Origin of the sequence: Traorella massiliensis, from assembly GCF_900104665.1 — a bacterium.
Classification (GTDB): Bacteria; Bacillota_I; Bacilli_A; order Erysipelotrichales; family Erysipelotrichaceae; genus Traorella; species Traorella massiliensis.
Genome location: NZ_LT629969.1, coordinates 1,038,898 through 1,061,273 on the forward strand (window position 1 = coordinate 1,038,898; position 22,376 = coordinate 1,061,273).

Genomic DNA, 22,376 nt, shown 5'->3' on the forward strand with positions numbered 1-22,376 from the left:
TTACAGATCCTCTTGGGTAAAGCTCATTGGGAGGAGCTCTTCAATCGTTGTTTCAGTCTGCGAAGTACGGTTAGCCAGATAAATAGGCGTATCTTTGTTTAACAGTTCAACTAAGACCTGACGGCAGGCACCACATGGAGCAGCGATCGTCTTCCCTTCACAAACGATGGCTAACGCCTTGATATCGTCTTTTCGAACACCATTCGAATATGCTGCGAAAACAGCATTTCTTTCAGCACAGTTAGATAAGCCATAAGAGGCATTTTCTATATTTGCCCCGTCATAATAATCACCATTGAAGGTTTCAACACATGCTCCTACCCGGTAATTAGAATAAGGTGCATAAGCATTTTCTAAATTCTTAAAAGCTCTTTCTACCAATTTTTGATCAATCATCGCAATACTCCTTTCAGGATCATACATCCTATCACAACTGCATAGAAACTGGCAAGCAGGACACATCCGGCACTGAGATCTTTGATATACTTAATTTTTGGATTGATGCGCAAATCAACAAGATCACAAAGACGTTCAATGGCCGTATTTACCATTTCACATAAAACAACGATAAAGATACAGCTGATGATCCAAAGCCATTCTTCGCCATTAAACCCATAGATCCAGCCAAAAATAAGCACACAAACAGCAAATACCAGCTGAATCTGAATACTTTTATCTTTGCATGCGCTGACAAGCCCGCTAAAGGCCACCGCAAATTTCTTAAAAAGTGAAATCATCTAAAATCACATCCTGCAAAGCAAACATTTCTTTTTCATCTTCATCATTCATGTGATCATATCCTAGAAGATGCAGAAGACCATGAGTACATAAAAAGCTGATTTCACGGCACTCGCTGTGACCATATTCTTTTGCCTGTTCACACACGGCATCCACACTGATAAAAATATCTCCCAGTTCCGCTTCGATCTCTTCCAGCATCATTTCATCTTCACTATCTTTCAATGCAAAACTGATCACATCTGTAGGACGATCGATATTTCGATATGTTTTATTGATGTTGTGAATTTCACAAGCATCTACTAAAATGATCGATACGTCATAGTCACGATCTATCTTACATACTTCTTTTATTTTTTCAAAAATACTTTGAAATCTTTCTTCATATACATTCCATTTTTCATCATTTGTCTGATTGATGAGCGTTATCATAGTCCACCTCGAATTCTTTTCTATTATAGCATAAAAATGATAGCTTTCTTGCTCCAAATCATATAAAAATGTAATTTTGTCATTGTTATATAACCTTTTGCCGGATCAAAAAGCTTTACTTTCTTTTGAATATCTTCAACTAATACATAATGACCCTTATGATCAAAACCAATAAATGCGATATAGGGTGTGTTTTTTATGAGATGAAGCGAAGCTACTGCCTGACAAGGCAGCACTTGATTTAACTCTTCAAACATTACTAACATATTTAAACCATGTTCATCTACCTTTTGTTCACAGTTATCAATCACTTCTTTTAGATCCTGATCTAACAATTCATTTAATCGTTTTAATACTTCAATACCACAATTCATAAAATACCTCCTACTTTTATATATCCATCTCAAATAAAAAAAAGAAACTTTTTGTTTCTTTTTTAAGAATTTTCATATTTTTCGTAACATTCAAGTATCTTTTGAACCATCGGATGACGCACGACATCATGACTTGTCAGTTCCACACAGCTGATACCTTCTACATCATGCAGATATTCGATAGCCTGTGTCAGCCCACACTCTTTTGGCTTTACAAGATCGATCTGACTCGTATCCCCTGTAATAACGATCTTTGAATTAAATCCCATACGTGTTAAAAACATCTTCATCTGAGAGCGTGTCGTATTCTGTGCTTCGTCAAGAATGATAAAAGCATTATCTAATGTCCTGCCACGCATATAAGCCAAAGGGGCGATCTCAATGACATCCTTTTCCATGAGCTTTGTTACCTGCTCATTTCCCAGCATATCATATAAAGCATCATATAGAGGACGCAGATATGGATCTACTTTCTCCTTTAGATCACCAGGTAAAAATCCTAACGACTCTCCTGCCTCAACAGCCGGACGTGTTAAAACGATCCTAGAAAAAACACCTTTTTTTAATTGGCTTACTGCATATACGACTGCCAGATAAGTCTTACCGGTTCCAGCAACCCCGCTGGCAAATACGATATCACTATTTTCCATGCTTTGTATAAGCACTCGCTGACCAATTGTTTTAGGAAAAATCAGTTTGCCATTGAACGTTTTAGCAATCGGCTCACTAGAAAAATGAAGCTTCTTTGAATGAGGATATTTTTTTACCATATTGCATAAATATTGAACATCACTCAACGATAGCTGATGGGTTTGTTCCATTAAGCTATAACAGTTTTTGATTACCTTTAGACATAAATCATTTTCTCCAAGACAAATCAAAGAATGATCTTCAAAAACAAGCTGACAGTCAAATTCATTTTCTAATAACTTCAAATATTGATCATTTGGACCGCAGAGCATTCTTCTTTCATCTACTTCCCAATAAGAAACATCTAAGCTGTATTTATTCATCACTTTCTCCTACTACCGCAATCATTTCATATAAAACATAATAATTGGACATTCTTATTGTATCTGAATCTTCTTCAAATTGCAAAGGTATCTCTTTGACAATATATTCATCTTTGTCAAGAGATAACTGCATTCTGCTTTTTATCAGGCATAAATAATAACTTAGGGCTTGTGGATATTTATTTTTAGATATCTCTACATCCACCCGTTCAAAAGTATAGGCATATACCTTTCCCAAAACATCGCTTGTTTTTTCCTCTTCCTTACTGTCCAAAATAATATGACTGACCAGGATATCATTTTTATGAACTTTTTGATTTACAGATACTACTTTATTTCCTTTCGCAACATCAAAAGCAGCAATGACGCCATCTTTAGAAGCAACTAAATCATAAGGATGAAATTGTGTAAGTTTCATCTTTTCACGAGGAAGATAGTGGATTTCCAGCTTTGAGCCTTGTTGATGGACTGCATACCAGTTAAGATCCTGATTCAATTCTGTAAGCTTTTGATAGATAGAAGAAGAATCCCAATAAAAAAAAGGAGGCTGAAACTGTTTTAAATGAGTTTCGATCAGTTTATGATGATAATCACTTTCACCTAGAATCTCAATCTGAAAAATCGTTTTTGATAATCCAAAAAATAACAGCAGCGAACAAAATAAAGCAATTATCTTCTCTTTGCTTGTAAATATACGTAACAGCATCCCGATCATTCCTATAGTATATTGAAAATGAATGAGCGGATGTTCCTGTAATTTTTTTCGATACTTATAAGTAGAAGAAAAATAAACAAATTGATCTTCTTTTAAATGATAAACACAAATATGATGTGACTTCACATACGACATAAGCTCGTACATATCACATTCCGCCTTATAAATATCATACCCTTTCATAAGCTAAAAAATCCACTTTCCTGATACTTCCTTTTAAAATAATTTCATCGGCATTCAGATAGCTAATAAAAAGATTTTCTCCACAAATCACAACAGTTGAATGAGCCGTTTCAATATGTATCTCTTGCGTCGATACCTTAGTGATTTTTTTATAATGAATGATTCTAATTCTTTCATCGGATAATGTGATCATCAGACACCTCATTTCATTATATGAAAGAGAAGTGAATAATCTGAACACATTTGAAGCATAAAAAAAGAAGCAGCTGCTTCTATTTTGAGCGTCTAGCTTTGCGTGCTGCTTCTTGTTTCAATTTGCGACGTACGCGTGGTTTAACATAAAACTCTCTTTTACGAGCCTCAGCAAGGGTACCGTTTCTAGATACTTGTCGTTTAAATCTACGTAAAGCATCATCTAAAACTTCGTTCTCTTTTAACACTACTTTTGGCATCTACAAAAACCTCCCTTCCGAGCAAGCATGTACATTATACATAATTTCACATAATTATGCAAGATTTTATGGAAATTTTTTCATTAAATTTCCTTTTTTAATAACTCATTTTAAAAAATCATGCAAATTTCCGTCAAAAACTATGATATATTCTTCATCATTGGATTTATTTTATGTAAATTCTTTTTGGTAAACGATATAGCAGACCAGATACCACAAGGATACTTAATAATCGATCAAGATAATCAGTAATCACTTGAACAATAAAACAGCTCATCGTTAATCCTAATGGTGTTTTGGCTAGCAGTTGGACTAAAATGCTTGAACCCGAGGAAGTAATTCCTCCAAACAATATTGCGCTAATACAAGCACTACAAAGTGATGTGGGGATCGTTATCATAATGGCAGCAAGAAATGGCCAGCTATGATTCGAAGTTTTTTTCTTCCATACCCATCCGCTTAAAAGTCCCAAAAGGATCCCTACAGGCGCGAAATACAAGGAATAGATATCACTTGTCATTCCCAGTAATAAACCACTTAAAAAAGAGGGCAGCATGCCTAAGAGTGGTCCGTAGAGAGCACTTATAAATAAAGTACCGATACTATCTAGATAAATAGGCAATCGCAGCAATAAAGCTATTTGCCCTCCTGCAATATTCATAACGACTGCAAATGCGATCATACATATCTGAAAGATTGAAAACTTAGCTTTCATTGTTCCTCCTTAACGATCAGTTTATGTAATAGAGATAATTCATCTTTCTTTTTATGAAGCAGACATTCAAAAAACAATTCAAAAAAGCCATCGACATCTACTTCATTTAAAACATAAGCATTTGGTTTTTTTCTGTGATATCCATAAGCATCTACGATTGACTGTCCCCTTGAAAGAGATTCAGTTTCAATCTGTACATAAGACTTAAATCCATGACATAAATCAGGTTGCATAAAATAGGCCATTGCCAAAGGATCATTAATGACACAGCCAACGATATGTTCCCATTCCCAATGAAAGTCAAAATAATACTTTGTGATCTTACGTATAAATTCACCTTTATCAGAATCTAGTCTTTCTATATAAGAAAGAAGATTTGGTGTCAATACGATCTTTCGAGTAACATCTAATCCAGCCATGTGAATCAAACGATCTAACTTTGACATTTGCTGATAAACAAGCGAAGCTGCTTCAGGATCTTCCCAGTAATTATACTCTGCCACTGGTGAACAATTTCCATGAGCCTTATAACTGCCTCCCATCGAAACAAGCATTTCGATGTTATTAAATGCTTGTTCATCTACTTTTATCAAATGAGCAAGATTGGTTAATGGACCAAGTGCGATCACACTGCATCTTTCCTGATTCAGTGTTTTTGATAAAAATTCAACTGCCGTAAGCGACTGCTGATAACCTTCAACATTTTCCAAGAAACTCTCTCCAAGCCCATCGCTGCCATGGGTGTCTAAAGCACTGATATATTCTTTTTTTAATGGCTGAGAGGCACCGATATATACAGGAATATCTAAACGATTCATCTGTTTCAATACTTTTTTCGCATTTTCAAATCCCATCTCAACAGGAGAATTTCCACATACGATCGTAATTCCTAACACTTCAATATCACTGGACGATAAAGCCAGCATGATTGCTAAACTATCATCAATACCGGGATCACAGTCAATTATGATTTTACGTTTCATTCAATCATCCTTTCACTCATAAAAAGACCCTGCCTATAATATAAGCAAGGTCATGAATCTATTTATTCATTTTGCCTATTATTATACTGGGAGGTTTGGAACCAGTTTCATATTTTAATATGAAGTTTTAACATTTTCATTATTCATCAGTTTTACACCGGAGCTTGTCCCAATACGGTCAGCCCCAATCTTGATCATTTCATCCATTTCTTCAGGGGTACGAACACCACCGGCAGCCTTCACCTTGCAGGCCCCTTTAACGGCATCTACCATCACCTTAACAACATGCGGATTTGCTCCTTCTGTTGAGAAGCCCGTGCTTGTCTTAACAAAAGTTGCTTTCGCTTTTACACAGCATTCACATGCTGAAACGATCTGTTCATCAGTTAAAAGACAAGTCTCAAGGATAACTTTAACACATTTACCCTGTGCTGCTTCTACAACAGCTTCAATATCTTTGATAACTGTATTTGTATCGCCATCGATCAAAGCTCCGATATTCATGACCATGTCAACTTCATCAGCACCATTGGCAATTGCCTGCTTTGTTTCAAAAGCTTTTGATTCACTGGTTGTAGCACCTAAAGGAAAGCCGATCACCGTACAAACCATCACATCACTGTCTTTTAATTTTTCAGCACATGTTTTCACCCAAGATGGATTGACACATACACTGGCAAAATCATATTCCAATGCTTCATCGCATAATTTAAGAATCTGTGCTTTTGTTGACTGCGGTTTTAATAATGTGTGATCGATATACTTACTCTTCTTCATTTTCTTCCTCCTCAATACCTAAATAGTATTTTCTGATTGCTCTTTTGGCGGCCTTTTGGTCACCCATGTAATACTGCTTTCCGTTTTCATAAGCCATGTAATCTTCATCACCTTTACCAAGGATTAAAATAGTATCTTTCACGTTGGCAATTTCTATAGCCTGACGGATCGCATCACTTCTATCAGGAATATAGATCGTATTGGCATTTTCAATACCGCTTTTAATATCATTTGCGATAGCAGTTGGATCATCTGTACGTGGATCTTCATCCGTGATGATGATATTGCCGCAATAGCGATCGGCAATGCTTCCCATAACTTTTCTTTTCTTCGCATCACGTCTTCCTGCACTTCCAAATACCGCAATGATATTACGATCACTTGGGGTAATCATTTGAGCATATTCAAATATCTTTTCAAAACCATCAGGGGTATGTGCATAATCAACGATAACATTAAATGGCTGACCTTCATCAATACGCTCTAAACGTCCATCCACCTGTTTAAGATCATTCACACATTCAAGAATCTTTTCTAAATCAAGACCTCCCTGATGCATACCAGCAATAGCTGCCAAAAGATTATAGACGTTATATAAAGCAACAAGGTTGGTATGTACAGGATATTCTTTATTTTCATAAATCAAGGAAAAATTTGTTCCTTCGATCCCTAATTGAATGTTATCAGCACGATAATCAGCATCATTTTGAATACCATATGTTACTACTCTTCCATTTGAAGCTTTTTTAAATTCTTCAAAAGAATTATCATCAACATTCAAAACACAAACACCTTTTTCAGAAATCATTTCAAAAAGTTTTCGTTTAGCTTTTAAGTAATTTTCAAAAGTTCCATGGTAATCTAAATGATCATAAGTTAAATTTGTAAAGATAGCAATATCAAAATCAACACCATTGACACGATTTTGCTCCAGACCATGAGAGCTAACCTCCAGTGAACAAGCTTTCATTCCGGCTTTCACCATATCTTTAAACACCGATTGAAGCATGATGGCATCAGGTGTTGTAAGATATGGTGGTAAGGTGACATCACCATAACTAATAGAAATCGTACCAATATAGCCACAAGGCTCAAATCTTGAATGAACATCACGAATGACCTTTGTAATCGTACTTTTACCATTTGTTCCAGTTACACCATAGATCTTCATCTTTTTTGATGGATAGCCATAAAAACGGGCGGCTACACGAGCCATCGTATCGCTGACATCTTCAACACGAATATATACGATTCCCTTTTGCTTTTCACTGATATCCTCTGAATGAACGATACATACGGCCCCATTTTCAATGGCTTGTGCAATAAATTCATGACCATCATGAACAAGACCATCCATACAGAAAAACATCCCATTTTTTACTTTCTTTCGAGAATCATAAAAAAGTGTTTTGATCTCTATCTCTGGTGCATTTTCAAATAAATCTGAACATTTCATTTTAACCCTCCAATGATCCTAAACAGCCGGAATCATTTACTTCATGAATAACGACACGGACAATGTGTCCCACTAGTGATGGATCTCCCTTAAACATCACCGGCAAATATTCGCTGGAATGTCCCATACAGCTATCCCCTTTGCATGTTTCCACAAGAACTTCACAGCTTTTAGAAATCCATGAATGACTATAATCCCTTTTCATCTCATCTGATAAATCGCTAAGTTTTCGAGCTCGCTGCTTTCTTATTGTACCATGAATCTGTTTCATTTTACTAGCCACTGTTTTATCTCTTTTTGAATAAGGAAAAACATGCATAAAACTAAAGCGTATCTTATTAACATTTTTTAGTGTTTCTTCAAACTCATCTTCACTTTCATCCGCAAATCCGGCAATAATATCTGTACTGATAGAAATATGCGGCAATTTATGACGTATCTGTTCGATACGCTCTATAAACTGTTTCATATCATAAGGACGATTCATCCTTTTTAATACGCTATCACTGCAAGATTGTACCGGTATATGAAGGTGACGGGCAATTTGAGGATGTCTAACCATCAGATCCAGTAAAGCATCACTTACCTCATTCATCTCAATACTAGAGATTCGAATACGATCCAGCCCTTCGATCTCCAATAACTTTTCAAGCAAAGAAACTAGATCACTATCGCTGCCACGTCCATACCTTCCCGTATGAATACCTGAAAGAACAATTTCATGGTGTCCGTTAGAAACCAGCCTTTTCGCAATATCCACAGCCTGCTGTTCATCTAAAGAACGCTCTCTTCCCCTTGTATATGGAATGATGCAGTAACTGCAGAACTGATTACAGCCATCCTGGATTTTTAAATAAGCTCTTGTATGACGTGCAAAACGCTCAATATGCAAATCTTCAAAACGAGGAATAGCATTCAGTTCATGCACATAATTTACCTTTCGATGTTCCTCTACCAGTTTTTCAAGCGAATCAAGAAAATCTTTTTTCTGATCACTTCCTACTACAGCATTGACTCCTTCCATCTTCTCGATATTTTCAGCCTCAGCTTGCGAGTAACAGCCTATGACAGCAATAAAAGCTTGAGGATTCTGAGTAATCGCCTGATGAATCTTTTGCCTTGATTTTGACGCTGCCGTATTGGTCACAGCACAAGTATTGATCAGATAAATATCACTTTTTTCTTTAAAATCAACCTGTTTATATCCAAGCTGCAGACATTTTTCTATATAAGCTTCAGATTCATAAGAATTGACCTTACAGCCAAGCGTATGTATCGCAAATGTTTTCATTTTTTCCTTCTTTCTAAGACCTTTGTCATTTTTTTAGTCATCTTTTCACTGATCCAGCCTTTCTCAATCAGCATCTTAAGACAAGCTTCCTCATCCTCTTGTTGATACAACAAAAGCCATTCTTCAAGTTCATTCATTTCTCCCTGAAAACGAACAAGTGGAAATGATTCAGCAATTCTATCATCTATAAAATGATAAAGTGTCGATGATAGCGGACAATAGGCCCAATACCCATTGACATCCAATTGAACTAATTGTAAAGATGTGAAATGAAAGCTGACCATTTCACAAGTAAGTGAATAATGATCGATCATATCTTTACAGTCAAAACGCAAACGATTATATTGCTTCAATTCAAATAATACCATTTCATTTTCATAAATCGCATTGATGCGTTCATTCATGCATGGTAAATATAACCGCTGGTTATTCCTTACTGTAAAAGGCATTTCTTCTTTTACTTTTTCAATATCAATGTTGATCAATCGTTTTCTTTCTTCATAGGTTAATGTTTGCCAGTAATCAATCATATCATCATAAGATTTCACAAAACAGCCTTCAAATTGTTCTTTATTTTTAAGCGTCTGTACCAGACATTCAAAGTAAAAGAAATCTTCATCTTTTTTAATGACTAAATCAATGTTATATCTTTTTAAATAATGCTCATTTTCTCTGATAAAACGCTTCACTGCATCGCATTTCAACAGTTTGACTTCATCTTTTTTTTGAATTTTCTTTAATAGTTCCATACTATTCTCCAAGCATTTCATAATGATAGTTCAGCATACTGATAGCACTAATAGCCGCTGTTTCCGCTCTGAAAATACGTCTTCCAAGAGAGACACAGATAAAACCATGGGCCTTTGCTTCTAAGACTTCCTCTTCACTAAAGCCGCCTTCTGGTCCTATCATCATCAGTACGGACTGAATATGAGGATGCTGCGTTAATACTTTTCCAAGGCTCTCTGCTTTCATATCCGCATTTTCATAAGCAATACACTTTAAATCAGCCTCTTTTTCAAGTATTTGTGAAAAGGATTCGACAGAATGAATGACACAGCAGTGATTCTGTTTTGACTGTTCACAAGCTTCTAAAGCAATCTTCTGCCATCTTGATAATTTTTTTTCATTTTTTTCTTCACTGATTTTCACAACGCTTCTTGAAGATATAAATGGTAAAATATCATAAGCCCCGCATTCCGCAGACTTTTGAATACATAATTCCCATTTTTCTTTTTTTATCAGTGCCATTGCTAAACTGATTTTGATTTGTTTTGATGTATCGGTATCTAAACGATTCTGAAGAATGCCGCAAATTTTTTTTCCATCATAATGAATAGCCGCATAAGCTGCCTGTTCTTCACAATCAACGACCTTAACGATTTCTCCCTCTTTCATACGCATCACATGGGCAATATGATGGCTTTGTTCATCATTAAAGATCACTGTATCAGTGAGTTTTGAATTTATAAAATATTGCTGCATATCATCACCTTTATCTATTTTAATCGAAATAGTATGAAAAGACAAATAAAACTTAAAAGAAAACTCCGCAAAAGCGGAGCATCATTTTCCTTCATTCGCTAAACGACGCAAATCTTTGACCTCTTGAGGCTTTAAAAGACGATAACTTCCCTGTGACATATCGTCAACCTTTAAAAAGCCCAACGACTTACGATGAAGCGAAGTAACCTGATAACCAAAATATTCAACCATTCGCTTTACCTGATGATTTCTTCCTTCAACAATCGTCAGATCAAACTTCGTTTTCTTATGAACATAGTCCTTTTTACGAACTCTTACCTTTGCGGGTAAGGTCATACCATCATCCAGCATGATTCCTTTTTCCATTTCTTTGATTTGAGAAGTTTCCAGAATACCATCAATTAAGACATCGTATGTTTTAGGTAAGTGATATCGTGGATGAATGATCATATTGGCAAATTCACCATCATTGGTCAATATCAATACACCACTCGTATCATAATCCAATCTTCCTACCGGAAAAATTCGCTCATCACACTGAATAAGTGAAACAACCGTTTTACGGTCATGTTCATCATCTAAGGTACATAAACACTTTTTTGGTTTGTTCATCACATAATAGACTTTATTTTCCTTTTGGATCAGTTCACCGTCAACTTCGATCTGATCTCCTTTTTTTACCTTGTATCCCATTTCACGTATCACAACGCCATTGACACTGACTCTTCCTTCACTGATCAAAACTTCAGCTTTTCTACGTGAAGTCACACCACTGGCAGCAATTACTTTCTGTAGTCTTTCCATATTTCACTTCCTTTTTCAGTATCATATCATGAAAAGAAAAGAAATGTAAGTAGAATGGCCATACTTATTCCTACAATATCACTGATTAAACCGATTGCCATTGAATTTTTAATTTTTTTCACCTACACAGCCAAAATATAAAGTAATGACATATAATGTCGTATCTGTACTTCCCTGAATAATGCTAGCCATGATACCACTAAACGAATCAACTCCTAAATATTTAAAAATATCAATCATGATGGCCAGTGAAGCTGTACCTGAAAATGGCCGAAAAAGCATCATAGCCCATAAAGAAGGTTCAATTTTTAATATTGAAGAAGCAAAAATATTAGCGATAAAATCAAGCAATCCGCTCATTCGTAAAAGATTGATCGCAAACATCATCGATAACATACTTCCAAAAACATCATTGAAAAGTAAAAAGCCTTCTTTGACACCTTTTAGAAAAGCACTGTAAGAATCAATTTTTTTAATTAATGAAACTACTAAAATAAGAAAAATAAACAGTGGCAGAATCAGATTAGTGACCATGATTCCACCACCGATCCACCAGTAAGCCAATCAAAGAAGCACTAAATGTAGCAATGATCGCAAAAGGAATAAAACTTGTAGCGTCCTTTGATGCATAAGCAACACGTAAAGCAATAATACTTGTTGGAAACAAGGTAACCCCTCCCGTATTCAACACAAGAAAAGTAACCATGCTGCGTGTGGCCGTTTTAGGATCAGGATTGTGCTTCTGCATCCCTTTAATCGCTTTTAATCCGACAGGAGTAGCTGCACTGCCAAGTCCAAACATATTGATAACGATATTACTGGCAACATACCCTAATGTTTCCTGATCGTTTTTTATATCCGGAAGCAAAAAGCGCAGCAAGGGATTCATTCTTCTTTCTAACCATGCGATACAGCCATTTTGAAATGCAATTTCAACAATACCGTTAAAAAAACAGGTCACCGCAATAAGCGGCAACACAAAATCTAGGGTCTCGCTGCCAACCGATACGATCGTATTGCTTAATAGTTCACTTTTTCCAGTCATTAACGCAAATAAGATAGACGCTAAGATCATGATGCTCCAAAAAAGAGTCATGTCAGTGGCTCCCTTCTTTCAATTACAGTATCTAAGTTTTTATAACGAATAAGCACTGCATCATTTTCAAGCAATACTTCTACAAAAACTTCTCCATCAATAGGGATAAGTGATTGAATATCTTCCTGAATGGTGAGTCTTTTGTTTTGAATTTTGTAAGTACCTTTTTCAATTAAAAGAACGGTTTTATATTTCAGATACACATCTTCATGAAGTCGTTTATGTAACATAAAATAATCCCCTTCTCTAAAGCTGACAACAATGGATTCTAATCCATTTTCATAAGCGCTTGTAATTAAAGTCTTCCCTGATTTAACCGTATATCCTGTTTTACCTCCATTACAGCTTTCATACATACCTAATAAACGATTTTTATTGAGCCATACACGCTGATTCTCAGCAGCATACTGGCGTGTATTGACAATCATTCTAAAAATCTCATTTTTCATGGCTGCCTGCATACATAATGCCATATCATATAAACTGGAAATATTCCCTCCATCAGTTTCATCTAAACCACTTGGATTAGAAAACACTGTGTCATTCATACCTAACTCTTTCGCCTTATCATTCATCATTTTCACAAATTGATCGACATCTTTACCAACATGTGTGGCAATCGCATAAGCTGCATCATTGCCGCTTCTCAACATCAGTCCATATAAAAGCGATAACAGTGAATATTGTTCATTTTCCTGCACATATAATGAGGATCCGATCTGTAATGTCGTTTCATGATCAATAGTAACGATATTACTGACATCTGCACTTTCAAGTGCTACCAAAGCTGTCATGACCTTACTGATAGAAGCAACGCTTTGAGTCTGATGAATATTATCACCTGCAAGTACCTCACCTTCAGATAGTACGATATAATCCGCCTGTAAAGGCATTTCAAAGCACAAAAGCATCATAAGAAAAACAATTGTCTTTTTCATCTTTCACCCATTTTATTGTATGTAATCTATCTAGAAAATAGCCCTTTTTTATCCAATTATGATAAAAGAATCAGCTATGAAATTAGCTTATCATGATCAAAACTGATTTAATTAAATAATAAAAGCCCAATTGCATTCAATTGCAATCGGACTTTATTCATGATTAACAGATATAAATTCAATACGATTAGCAAGACAGCTATTCGGTTTATCCGTTTTACCAGAAACCTTGATAAGTGATCCTTTTTTTAAGGAGCTTGCAAGGTTTTTGTATAAATTCGGCATGATGACTAAATCAATCGAGGCAGTTTCATCGCTTAAAACACTAAAGCACATGAGATCTCCTTTTTTTGTCTTATGCTGTTTTAGATGAGAAACCATCCCCATCATCGTTACATTACCACAAGGTTCTAAACATTCAATGATTGCTTTTCCATTAAAATGCAGCTCATTTTTTATACGGCTAAGAGGATGTTCACTTAGATAAAAACCTAAGACTTCTTTTTCCTGATTTGCTTTTCTTATAGGATAATCAGCAACATCAATGATCGCAGGAGGAGTTGCCAGCGAATAATCAAGTCGTAGCTGATTCTCATCTTCAATCATAATGATACTGCTGAAGCGCAATGCATCTTCCAGTGAAGCTAACATACTAGCTCTTGTTAAATGAAAACAGTCAAAAGCTCCTGCCATGATACAACATTCAATTGCTTTTTTATTGACACCTGCTTTTGAAAGTCTAGCAACCGCATCATAATAATTTTTAAAAAGGCCTTGCTTACGTTCTTCAATTATTTTATCAGCAACATTCACACCAACATTACGAATTCCTCTTAATGGATAAATTACTTGATTATGATGAAGAATATATCGTTTTTCAGATAGATTGATATTTGGCAATTGAATTTGTAAATGACGTTTCTTAGCTTCAAAAATATACTCACTTGTCTTGACATCACTGCCAATAACTGAATTTAATAAAGATAAGAAGAAATATTGAGGAAAATTAGCTTTTAGATAAGCCATCTGATAAGCGACCATTCCATAAGCAACACTGTGTGATTTATTAAAACCATAGTTTGCAAATTTTAAGATCAAATCGTAAACATCACGAGCTAATTTTTCACTATAGCCTTTTTGAATAGCACCAGTAATAAACTCTTTCTGTAAGGATTCCAGATCCTTTAAATACTTTTTAGACATTGCTTTTCTTAATATATCTGCTTTTCCTAAACTAAAACCAGCCATCTTTTGTGCAATCTGCATGATCTGTTCCTGATAGACGATGATTCCGTAAGTCTCATCTAAAATATCTTTTAGATCTTCATGCAAGTAAACGATTTGTGACGGATTTTGACGATTATTCAGATAACGAGGAATATTATCCATCGGACCTGGGCGAAAAAGTGCCAATGAATCAGCAACATCTTTGAAATTAGCGGGTTTTAACTGCCGTAAAAGATTTTTCATGCCTTCTGATTCAAGCTGAAAAACACCTGCCGTATCTGCATGCTGGATAAGCTCATATGTCTTTTTATTATCTAAAGGAATCTTCATGATATCAAAATCAGGCTTTGTCTTTTTGATTTCCCCTACAACTTCATCAATAATTGTCAAATTGCGAATTGCCAGAAAATCCATCTTAATAAGCCCCAGATCTTCTAAATATTCCTTTGAAAACTGAGTTGAATCAAGTGAATCATCACTAGATATCAAGGGACACACTTCACTAATAGGACGCTTTGAAAGAACGATACCACCGGCATGCGTAGAAGCATGACGTGGCAAGCCTTCCAGTTTTAATGCTATTTCATATAGTCTGCGATTCTCTGTTTTTGCTTCAATTGCAGTTCTAAAGCGAGGTATATCCTGATAAGCACTTCTAAGCGTGACTTTTTTATTTGCTAACATTACTGGTATAGATTTGGTAAGAATATCAATATCATAAGCAGATATGCCCAAAGCTTTTCCTGCATCTCTAAGCACCTGCTTAGCTGCAAGCGTACCAAAAGTTACGATATGTGCTACATGATCCACACCATATTTTTCTTTCACATATTCAATGACTTCATCACGCCGATTATCCGGAAAATCCGTATCAATATCCGGCATGCTGATTCGTTCAGGATTTAAAAAACGTTCAAACAATAAATGATATTTTATCGGATCGATATGAGTAATACCTAAACAATAAGCAACTAAGCTTCCAGGAGCGCTCCCCCTTCCAGGTCCTACATAAATCTTCTGTGAACGGGCATATTTAATGAAATCATAGACAATTAAAAAATAATCATCGAAATTCATATTATGGATGATATTCAATTCATATTTTAAACGTTCTACATACTCTGAAGGTATATTTTTAGTATTCAGTCTTTTTTCAAGCCCTTTTACACAAAGACTTTTTAAATACTGATAAGAGGATACACCATATCGATTTTCATAATGAGGCAATTCACTTTTCCCAAATTCAAAACGGACCTGACACTGCTCAGCGATCCATTCGCTCATTCTTAAATCATCTTCATCATATAGTTTTCTCATTTCCTCTTCATTGCGAAGATAACGCCCACTGGCAATATCCAATGTCTTATCATTTACTTTTAATCCCTGATCAATGGCACTTAATACTCTAAAGCTCTCTTCGTCATCTTTAGAAAGCATATAAACACGAGAAAGGGCTACAGTTTTAATATGATTTGCATGAGCAACTCTTTTTAATATTGGATTTTTAATTTGTAATAACCCTGTATCATTCATGACGATACCACAGATAAAATCATCAAAAGCCTCATTAAAAAGCGTCAGATATTTCCCCATCAACATCTCATCTTCTTCAATAACATATTCGTCAAACTTTGAATGATCTCCACTAGAAATCACAAAACAATGCTTTGCATAATTCACAAGCTCATCCAAATCAATGACTTTCTCCTTCGTACACAAATAAGTGCTTAATTTTAAAAGATTTTGATAACCTGTATCATCCTTCGCCAATAAAACAAAACTAAATAATTCATCGTCAATTTTACAGAAACATTCAAGTCCAAAAATAGGATTGATATCAGCCTGTTTACAGGCATGATAAAAACTCATTGCTCCGTGCATGACATTCAGATCAGTCAAAGCAATGACTTTCATATTCATCTTTTTAGCTTCACTAACAAGCTGCTGGATTCGAATTGTACTTTTTAAAAGCGTATAGCAGCTGCGAACATGTAAATGTACCATGACATTATTATAGCACAAAAATTACAGTGCACACCCTAGAAGTTCTTTTACCGCTTCAGAAGCAATCACCAGTCCAAAAGCTGCAGGTACGAAAGCACTGCTGCCAGGTATGCTTCGTTTATTTGTTTCCTTTAGTTCCTGTTCATCATAAAATAAAGGCGTTAATGCTTTTTCTGTAGAATAAACAACCTTACATTGATGAATCCCTCTTTTACGCAATTCTCTGCGCATCACTTTTGCTAAAGGATCATAACTTGTTTCAAAAACATCACCTACTTTAATTTTTAAAGAATCTAAACGATTCCCCGCTCCCATAGAACTAATATGCGGAATATTTAAACGATGTGCTTCACAGATAATGTCTAGCTTTGCACTAATTGTATCAATACAATCAATGATCATATCATATTCTCCAAAATTTATTTCATCCTTATTCTCAGGAAGATAAAACATCTTTTTTACTTCAACATCACATTTTGGATAAATATCAAGTATTCTTCTTTTTATCACATCAACCTTATATTCACCTATAGTAGAATGCAATGCAATGATCTGTCGATTGATATTTGATTCGCTTACACGATCATGATCTACTAACGTAAATGAACCTATACCACTACGAGCTAGGGCTTCACACACATATCCGCCAACACCGCCAACACCAAATATAAGCACTTTAGAAGACTGAAGACGATCAAATTTCTCATTACCTATAAGCATGATTTCTCTTTTAAAGCTTTCCATCAAAACACCTCTTTCTCAACAACAAAAGCTGACCTTAGTCAGCCTTGATTATATCATTCAATTCATTCCCTTTTGAAATAAGTCTTTTCTTATAACGTGAAGCACATACAAAACCATACACAGAAACTGCCAGTAATACAACACATCCTCCTAAAGCAATATAAAAATACAGCTGCATAGATTCACTATGATTAACCAGATTTTCATAATCTTCCTGTGTTACTGCGGCAGCACCTGAATAAAGCTGAAGCGTATTCTGTGTACTTTCATACTGATAATATTGGTATTCACCCATATCATTCATAGCATAGATCAATGAATAATTACTAAATGCTTTATCTTCATAGACCCAACCCATCAGGGTTACATCATCAATTGTAATTTCCTGATACGTCATACCGGCTTTTTCCTGTAAATCTTCAGGAATATCTACAATTCCTAATGTATTTCCTAAAATGGCAACCTGTTTATAAACAGATGTTATACCTTCTGTTTCATCATAAATGTAGAAATTTTTTTCATCATCTTTTTCTAGATAAACAACAGTAATATTACGTGTCGGACTATGCCATGCTTTTACTTCATTACCATCAATCTGAACACTTGTTTCTTCAAAACCTTCTAAAGTAACACCATTTAAATTACGTACAACACCTAATTCATTATCTCCATACGAAACAAAAACTAAAGGTGCTTCATCAACATAAGCATTAATGACATAAAGCTTTGGATTACCATTTTCCGCAGTTACTGTAATTTCAATACGATTATCACCAGCATTTAATGATATTTCACCTGTACCAGAAACACTTGCCTTAGCATCACTAGCAGAAGCATTTACAGTGATACTTGTAACTGAAGAAGCCAGTTCAACACTATATTCTGTCACATCACTTGAGAACGCAGGTGAAAGTTCTCCTTCACTGATAGATAATGATGAAAGATTGTTATTCGATGAACGATTATCCGTTACTGGTGTTGTTGTGGAACTCCCTGAACCAGAACTAGAACTTCCTGAATTTGAACCGCCGCCAGAATTACCTGAAGAGCCAGAACCACTAGTTGATTTAGGAACAACATTAATTGTAATAGATGCACCTTCAATTCCATATGATGTACCATCTAAATCGATAGTATTTTCATTATCTACTGTTAAAGTTATTGTAGCGGTGCCAACACTATTCGCTGTAAAAGTAAATGACTGCGAGTGTGATGAAAAACCATTTGCATCTCTATTTGTAATTTGACCTCCGCCTGATAGCACAGACGGATTATTACTACTTACATTACCTAATGCAAAATACATATTGTTGCCACCAATAGTTGCGGTAATCGTAACAGTATTTCCAACTTCAACTGTTGTATTTCCAGTTAACCTTGCATAACCTCCACTAGCTGCTTTTACATCAAACATGTTTAACGTTGCAAATACACACGCAACTAAGAGAAATATTTTTAATATTTTTTTCATATAAGTCCTCTCTATTTTGAAAATATTTAAATGATTCAAATATCATTGTATTTAGTATTATAGGGGATTATTAGCAGGATTTAAAATGTGTTTTTCAATTTTTAATAAATCTACTGCATTATTTCTTCCATCTTTATTAATATCAGTAGCGTTTATCTGTGAATTAGATAATTTGTTTGTAGAAGGATTTAAGATATATTTTTCTAATCTTAAAAGATCCACAGCTGTTACTTTTCCATCTCCATTCACATCGCCTTTAATAATAATCGTATAACTAGCTGTTTCACCACTTGAAGATGTGATCTTAAGTATCATATCTGTTGAAATATACGAATTAGAATTACTATGTCCATTCGTATTGATTTCGACTTTCATAGTTGAATCAATAGCCTGTAAACGTGAAATATATGTATTAATATTCATCTGTGATGAAATTCCCTGTACATAAGATCCGCTTACTGTCAATGATGCTTTACTTAAGAATGACTGAATATCAGATGATGTAGTTGTATTTGCATCATTGATCTTACGGATATAGGCGCTTGAAACATATCCATAAGAATTATTAAAATCATATTTCTGATTAAAGATCCATTCTAATGATTCATTGTTATAACGGGCAATTTTCTTCTGATTGCTATCTAATGGATGATCTGTATAGATCTGATACCAGACAGAGTTTCCATTTACAGACGTACCCATTGTCTGGCTTAATATGATCACAGGCATATTTCTTACATTATAACTTGGATTTTTTAATGAAAGAATCGTATCTGAGCTTGTTGAAGCTGTTTTTCTGACATTGACACTATCAACTGTTTCTTTAATTCCTAAAGCATATTTTTGATAATCTTTTTTTCCTAGATATTCATCAATTGAATAACTATGAGAAGCTGCTTTTTCACCCCAATAAGGATCTGAAGCATACTTAATATTCATACCGCTGGCTTTATCTCCAAGATGGCCACCAAAATAGCGCCAGTCATTTGTATCAAGATAGCCCCAGGTTACCCATTCACGAACAAAAATATCAACACAATACTCAACTGAATCATACGTATCCGCTGAACCTGATGGATTTGAATCTACAGCATCTAAGCCAAAAAGATTATTCTTTGCAAGAGCAATAGAACTTCTTCCCCAGCCACTCTCGTTAATTGCAATACCCAAGGCCATCAGTGGATTTACACCAAAGTCCTGTCCTTTTATAAATGAAGCTCCTTCATTCACTAACAAAGACTGATTTGCTTTCAAATCATTTGGATTTTTAGAGGTTGGCTTTGCTGTATATTTGCTTGCGATAAAACTATCTAATTCGTTTGCAGTATAGTTACTCTGAGAATGCAGTGGCAAATATTGATAATAGTTGTAATAAGGATTATTTGCATTTACAGCATTCGTACTGGTACCGTTACGATAATCATCGATCATTTTAAAATAATCTGTATAGAAATAATGAGCATCATAGCTGTAATAAACCGTTGATGAACTCAGATAGTTTGGCGCATAACCCATATTGACTGCTGAAGAATATGAACCATCACTGGATTTCAATCCGCCTGTACGAATATAATGGTAAAGTTTACCATTGCTTACTTTATAATAATTGATGAAAGTTCCTTTTTCTGTATAAGGAACAACTTCAACCAAGGAGGCATCCACCCAGCCATTGACTCCTGATAATCTGAATTTTACCTTGCCATCTTTTTCTTCTAAGAAAGCAGCATCAATGCCATAAGCCATATTGGTATAACCGCTTATACCTGTACCATCTTCAGTATAATTCGTATTAGCAATATATGAACCATTCAAAATTTTTTTGAATTTAACAGTTGCATATTTTACTTTCCAGTATTTATCTTGCGATTTTACTGCATAATTAACTGAAGGATTCTGGTTTATGATCGTTTCATAGGCGTTTAATGCATCTTCATAATTTGCAAAAGAATTTACTTCTGTTTCTGTACCATTTTCACTAATGCTAATTAATTTATATGTATCATTTGACATTAGCGAGATATCGCCATTGCCTATAAAATTCTGATAATATTCTTGCTCGGCTTCTTCCAAAGTAACAGCTCCTTCGGCATCGATAACACGTTCTGTCACATTCCCATTTTCATCATAATCATATATAATAGAACCAATTTTAACACCTGGATCATCTGTTATTTCTTCAGCCTCATTCGCTTGTGCATGTAAAAAAGCGAACATCGACATTCCTATACAGGATATCATCAAAAAGACAAGAATTTTACGACCAAATTTCATGACTTTTTAACACCTCCATTTCTTTCATAATTTTACATGATTTTATATTAAATTGCAATGTAACTTATAAATTCACATATTTTACCTTTTATGATAAATTCATACATTTAATCTAAATGATCCTGATAATCATCATATGCACGCAAAATTATATCTTTTCCATCAGGTATCGCAACATAAACCTGAGGTTCATGATTTTCATCAGCACAGACAAAAGCAAATTTAATATTTGTACCTATCCCCACTTCTCCTTGCACATTCATACAAATCAAAGAAATCGCATCACAATATCCTTTTTTTAAAATCATCTTTTCTGTCCATTCATAAACTGTAGAAGATGCTGCCTGCTGGGCTGACATTCCTTCTTTCATTCTGCGTACTGTCTCATAGCTTAAACATCCTCTCATGATCTCTTCACCAACACCAGTCGCTGCTGCTCCGCCGGCCTCATCATCACAGTAGAAACCACTGCCAATAAGAGGCGAATCTCCAATTCTTCCCTTTTTCTTCATAAAAAGACCGCTTGTGCTTGTTGCACTGACAAGATGACCTTGTTGATCTAAGGCCACCATTCCAACTGTATCGTGACCATCATAGCTTGAAAGAGGAAGTTTTTCTTTTTTTCTTTGAAGATATTTCTCATAACTCTCTTTAGTTAACATTGTTTCTTTTTTTATACCTAAAGATGACGCAAATTCATTAGCACCTTCTCCTACAAGAACATTATTAAATCGTCCTTTTGAACATTCATAAGCCACATCTACAGCATGAACTACGTCTTCCAGAGCCCCTACTGCCCCCGCCTGTAACGTTTCACCGTCCATAAAACCAGCATCACACTGAACAACGCCCTGTTCATTTGGCAATCCGCTATATCCTACAGAATGATAATTTTCATTTTTTTCCACTTCATGAATCGCTTCTAAAACAGCTTCTTTTGCACTTTTATTATCCTTTAAAAGACAAGTTCCTTTTTTTACACCATCATAAGACATTTTCCATGTCGCAATCATTGACCATCTCATTGTTTTCACCTCGCTAATAGTATATCAAAAAATATAAAATTGTTAAGATTTACTTGAACAGTTTTCTAGTTTGCGTTATAATCTTGTTATGGCCCGTTGGTGAAGCGGTCTAACACACTGGATTCTCATTCCAGCACTCAGGGGTTCGAACCCCCTACGGGCTACCATTTTATAAACTTGAA

At 35.2% G+C, this 22,376-nt stretch carries 24 protein-coding genes and 1 tRNA gene; 1 reads left to right on the forward strand and 24 read right to left on the reverse strand.

Annotated elements, in window-relative coordinates; genetic code table 11:
• From cdd to BQ5367_RS12495, 24 genes are all read right to left on the reverse strand, one after another.
• Entirely contained in the window at positions 1–396 is a 396-nt protein-coding gene (gene cdd / locus BQ5367_RS12380) for a cytidine deaminase (RefSeq protein ID WP_071442762.1), read from the reverse strand.
• Positions 393–737 carry a diacylglycerol kinase family protein gene (locus tag BQ5367_RS12385; protein WP_071442763.1) on the reverse strand — a complete coding sequence of 115 codons (345 nt, stop codon included), beginning with the start codon at positions 735–737 and terminating at the stop codon, positions 393–395. The genes cdd and BQ5367_RS12385 overlap by 4 nt, the downstream gene beginning before the upstream one ends.
• Positions 721–1,170 carry an rRNA maturation RNase YbeY gene (gene ybeY / locus BQ5367_RS12390; RefSeq protein ID WP_071442764.1) on the reverse strand — a complete coding sequence of 150 codons (450 nt, stop codon included), beginning with the start codon at positions 1,168–1,170 and terminating at the stop codon, positions 721–723. Before ybeY ends, BQ5367_RS12385 begins: the two co-directional genes overlap by 17 nt.
• 23 nt (positions 1,171–1,193) lie before the next feature.
• The gene (locus BQ5367_RS12395; protein ID WP_071442765.1) at positions 1,194–1,544 is read right to left on the reverse strand and encodes a cysteine peptidase family C39 domain-containing protein; all 351 of its coding nucleotides are present in this window, start codon (positions 1,542–1,544) and stop codon (positions 1,194–1,196) included.
• A 62-nt stretch (positions 1,545–1,606) separates the two neighbouring features.
• Entirely contained in the window at positions 1,607–2,557 is a 951-nt protein-coding gene (locus BQ5367_RS12400; RefSeq protein WP_071442766.1) for a PhoH family protein, read from the reverse strand.
• Positions 2,550–3,455 carry a sporulation protein YqfD gene (locus tag BQ5367_RS12405; protein WP_071442767.1) on the reverse strand — a complete coding sequence of 302 codons (906 nt, stop codon included), beginning with the start codon at positions 3,453–3,455 and terminating at the stop codon, positions 2,550–2,552. The genes BQ5367_RS12400 and BQ5367_RS12405 overlap by 8 nt, the downstream gene beginning before the upstream one ends.
• Entirely contained in the window at positions 3,442–3,648 is a 207-nt protein-coding gene (locus BQ5367_RS12410; RefSeq protein WP_071442768.1) for a YabP/YqfC family sporulation protein, read from the reverse strand. The genes BQ5367_RS12405 and BQ5367_RS12410 overlap by 14 nt, the downstream gene beginning before the upstream one ends.
• A 79-nt stretch (positions 3,649–3,727) precedes the next feature.
• A complete protein-coding gene (gene rpsU, locus BQ5367_RS12415) occupies positions 3,728–3,907 on the reverse strand; it encodes a 30S ribosomal protein S21 (protein WP_071442769.1) in 180 nt (59 codons plus the stop codon).
• A 166-nt stretch (positions 3,908–4,073) separates the two neighbouring features.
• Complete coding sequence (locus BQ5367_RS12420; protein ID WP_071442770.1) at positions 4,074–4,622, reverse strand: ECF transporter S component; 549 nt, start codon at positions 4,620–4,622, stop codon at positions 4,074–4,076.
• Complete coding sequence (locus BQ5367_RS12425) at positions 4,619–5,605, reverse strand: nucleoside hydrolase (RefSeq protein WP_071442771.1); 987 nt, start codon at positions 5,603–5,605, stop codon at positions 4,619–4,621. The genes BQ5367_RS12420 and BQ5367_RS12425 overlap by 4 nt, the downstream gene beginning before the upstream one ends.
• A 114-nt stretch (positions 5,606–5,719) precedes the next feature.
• Positions 5,720–6,382 (reverse strand): deoxyribose-phosphate aldolase, encoded by a 663-nt coding sequence (gene deoC, locus BQ5367_RS12430; protein WP_071442772.1) that lies wholly within the window; start codon positions 6,380–6,382, stop codon positions 5,720–5,722.
• Complete coding sequence (locus BQ5367_RS12435) at positions 6,369–7,838, reverse strand: UDP-N-acetylmuramoyl-L-alanyl-D-glutamate--2,6-diaminopimelate ligase (protein WP_071442773.1); 1,470 nt, start codon at positions 7,836–7,838, stop codon at positions 6,369–6,371. Before BQ5367_RS12435 ends, deoC begins: the two co-directional genes overlap by 14 nt.
• Position 7,839: 1 nt before the next feature.
• Entirely contained in the window at positions 7,840–9,129 is a 1,290-nt protein-coding gene (gene mtaB, locus BQ5367_RS12440) for a tRNA (N(6)-L-threonylcarbamoyladenosine(37)-C(2))-methylthiotransferase MtaB (RefSeq protein ID WP_071442774.1), read from the reverse strand.
• Positions 9,126–9,878 carry a hypothetical protein gene (locus BQ5367_RS12445; RefSeq protein ID WP_071442775.1) on the reverse strand — a complete coding sequence of 251 codons (753 nt, stop codon included), beginning with the start codon at positions 9,876–9,878 and terminating at the stop codon, positions 9,126–9,128. Before BQ5367_RS12445 ends, mtaB begins: the two co-directional genes overlap by 4 nt.
• A gap of 1 nt (position 9,879) precedes the next feature.
• Complete coding sequence (locus tag BQ5367_RS12450) at positions 9,880–10,614, reverse strand: RsmE family RNA methyltransferase (RefSeq protein WP_071442776.1); 735 nt, start codon at positions 10,612–10,614, stop codon at positions 9,880–9,882.
• Positions 10,615–10,695: 81 nt separating this feature from the next.
• A complete protein-coding gene (locus BQ5367_RS12455; RefSeq protein ID WP_071442777.1) occupies positions 10,696–11,418 on the reverse strand; it encodes a pseudouridine synthase in 723 nt (240 codons plus the stop codon).
• A 108-nt stretch (positions 11,419–11,526) separates the two neighbouring features.
• Positions 11,527–11,952 carry a spore maturation protein gene (locus tag BQ5367_RS12460; protein ID WP_235858773.1) on the reverse strand — a complete coding sequence of 142 codons (426 nt, stop codon included), beginning with the start codon at positions 11,950–11,952 and terminating at the stop codon, positions 11,527–11,529.
• On the reverse strand, positions 11,942–12,514 hold the full coding sequence (locus tag BQ5367_RS12465) for a spore maturation protein A (protein WP_071442778.1): 573 nt from the start codon (positions 12,512–12,514) through the stop codon (positions 11,942–11,944). The genes BQ5367_RS12460 and BQ5367_RS12465 overlap by 11 nt, the downstream gene beginning before the upstream one ends.
• A complete protein-coding gene (locus tag BQ5367_RS12470) occupies positions 12,511–13,452 on the reverse strand; it encodes a D-alanyl-D-alanine carboxypeptidase family protein (protein WP_071442779.1) in 942 nt (313 codons plus the stop codon). Before BQ5367_RS12470 ends, BQ5367_RS12465 begins: the two co-directional genes overlap by 4 nt.
• A 153-nt stretch (positions 13,453–13,605) precedes the next feature.
• Complete coding sequence (gene dnaE / locus BQ5367_RS12475; RefSeq protein WP_071442780.1) at positions 13,606–16,683, reverse strand: DNA polymerase III subunit alpha; 3,078 nt, start codon at positions 16,681–16,683, stop codon at positions 13,606–13,608.
• Positions 16,684–16,704: 21 nt separating this feature from the next.
• Positions 16,705–17,427 carry a tRNA threonylcarbamoyladenosine dehydratase gene (locus BQ5367_RS12480; RefSeq protein ID WP_143052404.1) on the reverse strand — a complete coding sequence of 241 codons (723 nt, stop codon included), beginning with the start codon at positions 17,425–17,427 and terminating at the stop codon, positions 16,705–16,707.
• 34 nt (positions 17,428–17,461) lie between these two features.
• Positions 17,462–18,898 (reverse strand): cadherin-like beta sandwich domain-containing protein, encoded by a 1,437-nt coding sequence (locus BQ5367_RS12485; protein WP_071442782.1) that lies wholly within the window; start codon positions 18,896–18,898, stop codon positions 17,462–17,464.
• Between the two features lie 57 nt (positions 18,899–18,955).
• Positions 18,956–21,169, reverse strand: a complete 2,214-nt coding sequence (locus tag BQ5367_RS12490) for a dockerin type I domain-containing protein (RefSeq protein ID WP_071442783.1) — start codon at positions 21,167–21,169, stop codon at positions 18,956–18,958.
• Positions 21,170–21,276: 107 nt separating this feature from the next.
• Positions 21,277–22,194, reverse strand: coding sequence for an isoaspartyl peptidase/L-asparaginase (locus BQ5367_RS12495; RefSeq protein WP_071442784.1), 918 nt, complete (start codon positions 22,192–22,194; stop codon positions 21,277–21,279).
• A gap of 90 nt (positions 22,195–22,284) precedes the next feature.
• Between BQ5367_RS12495 and BQ5367_RS12500 the strand changes: the two genes are divergently transcribed.
• Positions 22,285–22,361, forward strand: a tRNA-Glu gene (locus tag BQ5367_RS12500).
• Positions 22,362–22,376: the final 15 nt, after the last annotated feature.